The sequence below is a fragment of the Clostridium frigidicarnis genome (assembly GCF_900111985.1).
GTDB classification, from domain to species: Bacteria; Bacillota; Clostridia; order Clostridiales; family Clostridiaceae; genus Clostridium_Z; species Clostridium_Z frigidicarnis.
Genome location: NZ_FOKI01000037.1, coordinates 24,248 through 31,947 on the forward strand (window position 1 = coordinate 24,248; position 7,700 = coordinate 31,947).

Consider the following 7,700-nt stretch of genomic DNA (forward strand, 5'->3'; position numbering starts at 1 on the left):
TTAAATATATGTGCCAAAAGTATGCATTAAAAAAATAAGTAAACTTAAAGAAGGTGAACCATAAAAGTGGCTCACCTTCTTTATAGTTATCATTTTGTAGACGATTTAGGATTTAAATTTTCAACTATCTTTTCTAAGAATTGAATTCCTTGTTGAATTTCTTCTTGAGACATACCTTGAACTGCCTCCTCTAAGCACTCTTGTGCTACAGCTAAAACAGGCTCCTTTAGCAGTTCACCTTTTTCTGTCAATTTAATACGATTTATTCGCTTATCTGAATTACAGCATTGTCGTAAAAGAAGATTATTTTTTATAAGTGTGTTAATTAACCTTGATGTACTTGCTTGATCACGATTTGTCAGCTGTGACAAACTATATTGGCATAACCCATTATTTTTCCATAATTTAGTTAAAATTGTAAATTGCTCGAAAGAAATATTAATTCCTTTCTCTTTGAGTTTTCGTGTAATGTTATTTGAGATGGCCTTGTCTGTGCCATTAATTATAAGTTCTAATCCCATATCTATTTTATATATCATGCTATTATCACCTTTTATATTTTTTATACTAGACTATCATAGAAATCCTATATTTACAATAATCTAATAAGAATCTGAATGTATTTATAAAATTAATGAATTTACTGTATTATTACTTAATATTTTGATTTCTTAAGGTATTATAATAATAGGAGGTTTAATTGGTATGAGTTTTCATAATGTTCTTGTGTTAAGTTTTCTTTTTCTTATATGCTGTTTTGGATTGATTAAACAACATTATTATCTAATTACTGCTTCAGTTAGTAAAATATATTGTACAATTCTATTAATAAGTTCCTTGGTTACTTTAGTAATTACTTTTTTTACAAGTACAAATGTAGGTCAAATTATCCTAGGCATATTATATTATGTACTGTTTTTATTATTATACTTTATACGTAAAGGAATTTCACAAAAAGCCTTTATTGGATTTAAAAGTGATTATTGTGAGTTAAGAAAAGTTGATAATGTTACGTTAGTAAAAAATAACAATCAAATTCAGCTTACTTATACTCATCATATGGGTGAAAGTTATATGTATTTTAAATTGGATGATTATGATAAATTAATATATGTTTTGAGACAAGTTATTAATGATAATAAAGTTAATATTGATGTTTGAGGTTAATTGAAAATTGAGATTTGACAATTGCATTTGAAAGTCACAGACTTTCTAAAAAATATTTTTATTTTCCTATACGTTAAAAGAGCAAGGCTTATATTAAACCTTGCTCTTTTAAACATAAAATATCAAGTTGTAAACTTATATCTTTTTTCACTTTTTACAGCTATACCGTTTTTGTCCTATAAGGCACATTCAAAAAAATAACAAGTCAGTATGCTAGTATATTTTGTGTCATGTGCCTAACTAGGTGTTGTAATGTTACAACTTTATCTGATGGCCACCAGAGGTGTAACCCTTAGAATCACTTTATGCTCCTTTGTTGTACTTTATAGCCCCATTTTCAAATACTTTTATATTATCTACAGTTCCACTTCCACCACCTTTAATAATTGAAATTGATTTTACAATTATATCATAATATTTTATACCATCTTCTACTCCTGATTGTGTTACTATATATTCTAAATCAGAATTTGAGTTAAATTCTTTTTTAGCCATTTCTTTAGCTTGGTCTTCACTAAAAGATTTTTTCTTAGTTCCTTGTGTATTCTTTTTATCTTGGTTACTTTTCTCTGAATTGTTTTTGCTTTGTTTGCTTTTCTCTGTATTATTTTCAACTTTTTCGGTTTTATTATCTTTATTAGTAGTTGGAGATTTGGAACTTACTTTTTTATCTGAGTTAATTGCTTTAGCTTGCTGATTTTCATTTGTTTTTTCCTTTTCTGCTAGTTTATCATCTATTTCACTTTTTAGTGAATCAATATCATCCTTAATGGAATATTTTTCATAATCTTTATCAATGTTATCAATAGTTTCTTTAGCTTTGTCTAAATCACTTTCTTCTATGTATTTTTTACAATTTAAATATCCTTCAATAATCCCTGACAAAAGAATTGCTTCTTGATTTTTACTATCTTTACTTATAGCTAATTTAAATGATTCTAATGATTTTTCATATTGTTTATTTTCTAATTCTGTTTTTCCTTGTTGCATATACTTTTTAGACGAATTATTATCACACGCCATAACTCCAAATGCAAATGTTAATATTAAAATCATACTTATTAATTTTTTCATAATCTTCTTATCACTAAAAATACAATTTTTAGTGATTTCTCCCCCCTATGTGTAATATTCTATTATGTTGTATTTTTACAAATTTATTATATCACAACAATTTATTTTTTCAAAATAAACCCAAAACATAGATTTATAAGAATTATTGTAGTTAACTGTAACATAAGTTTGAATCTAATTTCTTATATAGTTAAGATATCCAAAAGAAAAATATTTCTCGCAAATAATTTTCAAAGTATTTACAAAACATATTCTATGTATTATTATGTAAAAAAAGAGAGTTGTTTATAAAATAGTTTTAGTTTTGAAATTCAGCATATCATTTTAATCATAATAAAGGAGGGCTTCAACATGATTGATTATGGAAAATTACTAATATTTATTCTACTTTCCATCCATTTTATAATTAAGTTTGTTAAGTCTAAAAAACTATCTGATCTTACTAAAGGACTCCTAGCTATATTATGTTTAACATCAGCAAGGTTTATGTTTGATCCTTATAGATCTGAATTTTTAAATAATAGACTATATGTAATATTAAACATAATTGTTTGTCTGTGCATTGTTCTAACACTTGCATGTCAGTATTATAATGCAAGAAAATCAAAAAAGTTAAATCAATTATAGCCTTAATTAAGTACCGAAATTCATAATTTTTCGGTGCTTTTTGTTTTCTATTAACCCTTAAATAATTCATTATATTTACTATTAAATCTTTATAAGATATAATTATAATAATTGTTAAACTAAGGGAAGTTTATTCTCACTTTGGAGGGATTAATAGTTATGAATGCATATAAAGATGAATTAATAGTTGAATCTATAGATGGAACCATATGTCCTGTGAGAACTGCTCAAAAACTAGTAGAAGGAAAATGGAAAGTAATTATCTTATACTATCTAAGCTTAAAAGAAACTCGTTTTAATGAACTTCAAAAATTAATAGGTAATATATCTCACGGAGTGCTTTCTTTACAGCTTAAAGAGTTAGAAAAATCTCATCTTATACATAGAAAAGTTTTCAATGAAGTTCCTCCAAGAGTTGAATATTCTTTAACTAAAACTGGGGAAAAGTTTCTCCCTGCCATGAGTGTTTTAGTTGATTTTGGAAGGGACTATATTAAAACCCATGATGTAAGCTTTGTAGAACCTGATTAATGCTCATAATAATATGCTAATTTATTTATAAAGACCAAACTATTATATATATGAATAGTTTGGTCTTCTTTTAATTCTTTAGCATTTATAATAAAATTAAATCTTTGGATAACTTTTATAAATATTTAAAACATATAGTCTTTTTTAGAAAACCTGTAGTTTTCAACCTAAACTTGTAACTATAAACTTGTCACTTAATTTTTATTGTATTTTCAGCTAAGGTCATAAATTTATGACTAACTCATAAAATTGTGCCTACTTGTAAAGTATACAAATTCACTCCATAATAACCTTACACAGAACAAATCTTCATTCAAACATATGAATGTTAGAAATTAATCTAAAGGTGCAGCACATGTTATCCCCTACTTCATAAGAGGATGGTGAAAAAGTGCTACAAGTAAAAGGAGTGTTAAATATGAAAATAATATTATTAGGTGGTACAGGAAACATAGGAAATGCCATTCTAAAAGAAGCTTTATCAAAAGAACATGAAGTAATTTCAGTTCAAAGGGATTTAAATAAATTATCAGTAAAAGATAGTAAATTAAAAGCTATTAATGGGGATTTATTTAACTACGAAAATATAGTAGATCAAATTAAAGGTTATGATGTTATAATCTCAGCTCTAGCACCAACTTTCGGTAATGAAGAAAGTTTTAAATCTTTAACTAAAAATGTTATAAGCCTAGCTAAAGAAAGCGGTATTTCTAGAGTTATAGCTATTGGAGGAGCTGGAAGCCTTAAAGTTTCTCCTGGAGTAGAACTTGTAGATAGTGACAAAATTAAGGGATACCCAGCTGAATGGTTACCTACTATTAAAGTTCATAAAGAAGCAAGAGAAATCTATAAAAATTCTGATTTAGACTGGACTTTCTTTAGCCCTGCAGAATTTATTGAACATGGTGATCGTACTACTAAGTTTAGATTAGGTGGTACAAGCCTTGTAGTCGACAAAAATGGTTCAAGTAAAATATCTATTGAAGACTATGCTATAGCTATGATAGATGAAGTTGAAAGCAATAGACATATTAAAGAGCAATTTACAATAGGATACTAATTCACACTAGTGAAAAGTTCCAAGTTAAAAATGACAAGTTTATTTTAGTTTAAAGCTTTATGAAGTTGATAATTTGCAATTGAAGTTCATTTTTCTATGCAAAATCTATAATATACTATAAGTAAAAAAGCAACAAACCCTTAAAATGATAAGGGTTTGTTGCTTTTTAGGCTTCAGTTCTGTAGAACAAATCTTATTAAATCAAAATGTAAATTAAAACAATATACTGTTAACTATTCTGCGATAAAAATGAAAATATGGTATAATCTTCTTAGTTTAAATTTATACAGGGGGGAATATAAATGTTTGAATCTCGTTGTGGTGTATGCTGTAATAGCTGTAAGCGTAAAGAAAAAGTAAATTGTACTGGTTGTACCACTATGTCCACAACCTTCTGGGGTGGTTCATGTGAAGTTAAATCCTGTTGTGAGGCAAAAGGCTTAACCCATTGTGGTATATGCACTGATTTTCCATGCGATATGCTAAGTGATATGGGAAAAGATCAAGGATATGATTCCGATACAAGACTTAAGCAGTGTAAAAAATGGGCTAATGAATCATAAAATTAAAGGGAGTGTTATTGTGAAACATAAAAATTTAATGATAATAAGCATGTTAAGTATATTCATGTTTATCATATTTATTGGATGTGGAGATGGAGATATAACTTCGGCTATTTACAATAATGATAAAAAACTTGCAGAAACATCTGATAGCTGGTCATTATTTAATAATAATCAATCAATAGAAAATAATGAATTTAATGGAACTTATGAATTAAGTGGCTGTGGTACTATTTGGAGATATTCTAGTGATGAACAAGTTGATTTACAAGTTCCATATAATTTAACTGTAAACAGTGGAAAAGCAAAACTCATCCTTATAACACCTGATAATGAAGTTAAAACTCTTGTTGAAAACACATCTAAATCGCCAGTTAAGGATGAAGCCACTTTTACTTTACCTATAAAAAAAGGCTTAAATCGTATTAAGCTAGTTGGTTCTAAAAAAGCAAATATTCAAGTTCAACTTAAGATAGATGAAGGAACATTTGAAAAAATCGAATTTTAAAGTATATGCACTGATTTTCCATGCGATATGCTAAGTGACATGTGAAAAGATCAGGGATATGATTCTGCTCAAAGACTTAAGCAGTGTAAAAAATGGGCTAATGAATCATAAAATTATCAGATAAAAAGCTAAGAGAGACTAATTACACAAAACTATCTAGTCTCTCTAACTTCTTAAAATCTATGCTAAAAAACACCTCTTAACAAATATATTTAAGCCCTTCCCATTATTCTTAATTTTCCACCCACTTAAATCAACTTGTCACTTTTAACTTACTAAGTAATTCTAACTGTTTATTAGTTGTTTTCTCTTATTGAAAAATGATTTATAGCCCATATATGTTGCTATCATGGTAGCTATTGATGAGGATGAAATAATCATAAATGTAACCATTATTTGAAACTTTATTGCCATAAGTGGAGATATACCTGCTAAAATAAGACCTGTCATCATTCCTGGTAAAGATACTATACCTAAGGTTTTAGCTGAATCTATGGTTGGTTGAATTGATATCTTTATACTTTCTCTTATTATGTCTTTTGAAGCTTCTTTTATGTCTGCTCCTAAAGATAACTTAACTTCGACTTCTGCTCTTCTATTTTTAAAACTATTATTTAAATTTCTATAGCTTAACCCAATTGCAATCATTGAGTTACTCACTATCATTCCTGCTACTGGTATAACATCATTTGGCTTAAACTCTATTGCTTTTGATAATAATAAAACTGCCATGGTTATTACTGTTCCTACTGATATAGAAATAGTTGATATTAAAACAACCTTATCTATGCCTGCCCCTCTCTTTTTAGTATTAACAGATGCATTTATAATCATTATAAACACTAATATTAAAATAAATATAGGGTTCTCTAATCCAAAAACTTTATCCAAAATATATCCTACGGCTACTAGCTGAATTATCGCTCTTACTATACTTATTATTATTTCTTTTTCTAATCCTAAATGCTGTTTATATGATATAAAAATAGGAATTGCTATTAATACAGATGCTATTAACAATGACATGTTATCCATTATTAATCACCTCCATATTTTGAACTTTACCTTCCCAAAGAGCTATCCTTTTATTAAATATACCTTTACTTTGTTCCATGCTATGAGTTATCCATAGAACCGTTGTACCTCGCAAATTTAATTGTTTTATGTGCTCTTCAACTCTTTTTGCATTATCATTATCTAATGCTGATGTTGCTTCATCTAACAATAATATATCTGGTGTATATACTAAGTTTCTTATAATTGATATTCTTTGTTTTTCTCCTCCTGATAGAGAATTTATGTCCTTACATAAAATACTTTCATCTAAATTAAATGATTCTAATAAAGCTTTAACTCTAGTATTGTTGAACTTTTCATTACGTATTTTAAATGGAAATTCTAAGTTTTCATAAACTGTGTTTCCAAATAGGTGAGGCAACTGTATACAATAACTTATGTTCTTTCTTAGTTCAATTGGATCATATTCTTTATAATTTATTTCTTTATAAAATATATCTCCTTTTGATATTTCTAATAAGTCTGCACACACCTTTAATAATGTACTTTTTCCGCTTCCAGATTGTCCAACTATTGATATACAATCTCCCTTTTCTACAGAAAGATTAATTCCATTTAATATATTTGTATTGTTTGATTTATATTGTAGATCTTTTATTTCAAGTATTTTCATATATCACATTCAGTGAGAGCTTGTATAAAAGCATAATAAACCCTTACTAAACCTAACCCTCCTTTATTATATTTTAATTATCTTCTCTTAATTTTAACTCATATCTTTTGCTTCTAAAAGAATTAATTTTAAGTATTTGTAATAGTTTAAAATTGAGAGTGTAAAGTTGAAAGCCTATAGGCCCCCTAATTAGAATGGACAATGTTTACTCAAACAAAGTAAAATAGTTTTAAGATGATTAGGAGGTCTAAGGGATGGAGAAAAAAATATTTACAAGAAAGTTTTCAGAAGATCAAAGAGTTTCATTTGTTAAGGAAGTTTTAGAATCAGGAAGCAATATTTTAATTGCTAAAAGGTACGACTTAAATCCCCAATTATTAAGTAGATGGGTTAATAATTATCGTCGTTATTCTCAAACATTAGAGCCAAAAGAGCCTAAGAATAATGAAATAATACCTAATTATAAAAAAGAGTATAAAA

Annotated in this window: 11 protein-coding genes; 7 read left to right on the top strand and 4 right to left on the bottom strand. The window is 27.3% G+C overall.

What is annotated here, in order from left to right:
* Positions 1 to 89: 89 nt before the first annotated feature.
* A complete protein-coding gene (locus BM119_RS15975; RefSeq protein WP_090042731.1) occupies positions 90 to 539 on the bottom strand; it encodes a MarR family winged helix-turn-helix transcriptional regulator in 450 nt (149 codons plus the stop codon).
* Between the two features lie 166 nt (positions 540 to 705).
* On the opposite strand from BM119_RS15975, the gene BM119_RS15980 reads away from it, so the two are divergent.
* The gene (locus BM119_RS15980) at positions 706 to 1,161 is read left to right on the top strand and encodes a hypothetical protein (protein ID WP_090042732.1); all 456 of its coding nucleotides are present in this window, start codon (positions 706 to 708) and stop codon (positions 1,159 to 1,161) included.
* Between the two features lie 309 nt (positions 1,162 to 1,470).
* Here the strand turns inward: BM119_RS15980 and BM119_RS15985 are convergent, their stop codons facing one another.
* A complete protein-coding gene (locus BM119_RS15985; protein ID WP_090042733.1) occupies positions 1,471 to 2,241 on the bottom strand; it encodes a hypothetical protein in 771 nt (256 codons plus the stop codon).
* Between the two features lie 351 nt (positions 2,242 to 2,592).
* Between BM119_RS15985 and BM119_RS15990 the strand changes: the two genes are divergently transcribed.
* The 5 genes from BM119_RS15990 (at position 2,593) to BM119_RS16010 (ending at position 5,530) form a co-directional block, all read left to right on the top strand.
* Positions 2,593 to 2,868 carry a hypothetical protein gene (locus BM119_RS15990; RefSeq protein ID WP_090042734.1) on the top strand — a complete coding sequence of 92 codons (276 nt, stop codon included), beginning with the start codon at positions 2,593 to 2,595 and terminating at the stop codon, positions 2,866 to 2,868.
* A gap of 159 nt (positions 2,869 to 3,027) precedes the next feature.
* Positions 3,028 to 3,399 (top strand): winged helix-turn-helix transcriptional regulator, encoded by a 372-nt coding sequence (locus tag BM119_RS15995; protein ID WP_090042735.1) that lies wholly within the window; start codon positions 3,028 to 3,030, stop codon positions 3,397 to 3,399.
* A gap of 418 nt (positions 3,400 to 3,817) precedes the next feature.
* Positions 3,818 to 4,459 carry an NAD(P)-dependent oxidoreductase gene (locus tag BM119_RS16000; RefSeq protein WP_090042736.1) on the top strand — a complete coding sequence of 214 codons (642 nt, stop codon included), beginning with the start codon at positions 3,818 to 3,820 and terminating at the stop codon, positions 4,457 to 4,459.
* Between the two features lie 302 nt (positions 4,460 to 4,761).
* Positions 4,762 to 5,022, top strand: a complete 261-nt coding sequence (locus tag BM119_RS16005; protein WP_090042737.1) for a DUF3795 domain-containing protein — start codon at positions 4,762 to 4,764, stop codon at positions 5,020 to 5,022.
* A gap of 19 nt (positions 5,023 to 5,041) precedes the next feature.
* Positions 5,042 to 5,530 carry a hypothetical protein gene (locus BM119_RS16010; protein WP_090042738.1) on the top strand — a complete coding sequence of 163 codons (489 nt, stop codon included), beginning with the start codon at positions 5,042 to 5,044 and terminating at the stop codon, positions 5,528 to 5,530.
* Between the two features lie 285 nt (positions 5,531 to 5,815).
* On the opposite strand, the gene BM119_RS16015 is transcribed toward BM119_RS16010, so the two are convergent.
* The gene (locus BM119_RS16015) at positions 5,816 to 6,565 is read right to left on the bottom strand and encodes an ABC transporter permease (protein ID WP_090042739.1); all 750 of its coding nucleotides are present in this window, start codon (positions 6,563 to 6,565) and stop codon (positions 5,816 to 5,818) included.
* Complete coding sequence (locus BM119_RS16020; protein WP_090042740.1) at positions 6,558 to 7,220, bottom strand: ABC transporter ATP-binding protein; 663 nt, start codon at positions 7,218 to 7,220, stop codon at positions 6,558 to 6,560. The genes BM119_RS16015 and BM119_RS16020 overlap by 8 nt, the downstream gene beginning before the upstream one ends.
* A 254-nt stretch (positions 7,221 to 7,474) precedes the next feature.
* Here BM119_RS16020 and BM119_RS16025 point away from each other — a divergent pair.
* Positions 7,475 to 7,700, top strand: a 226-nt coding sequence (locus BM119_RS16025; protein ID WP_090042741.1) for a transposase, incomplete at its 3' end; no start/stop codon positions are given.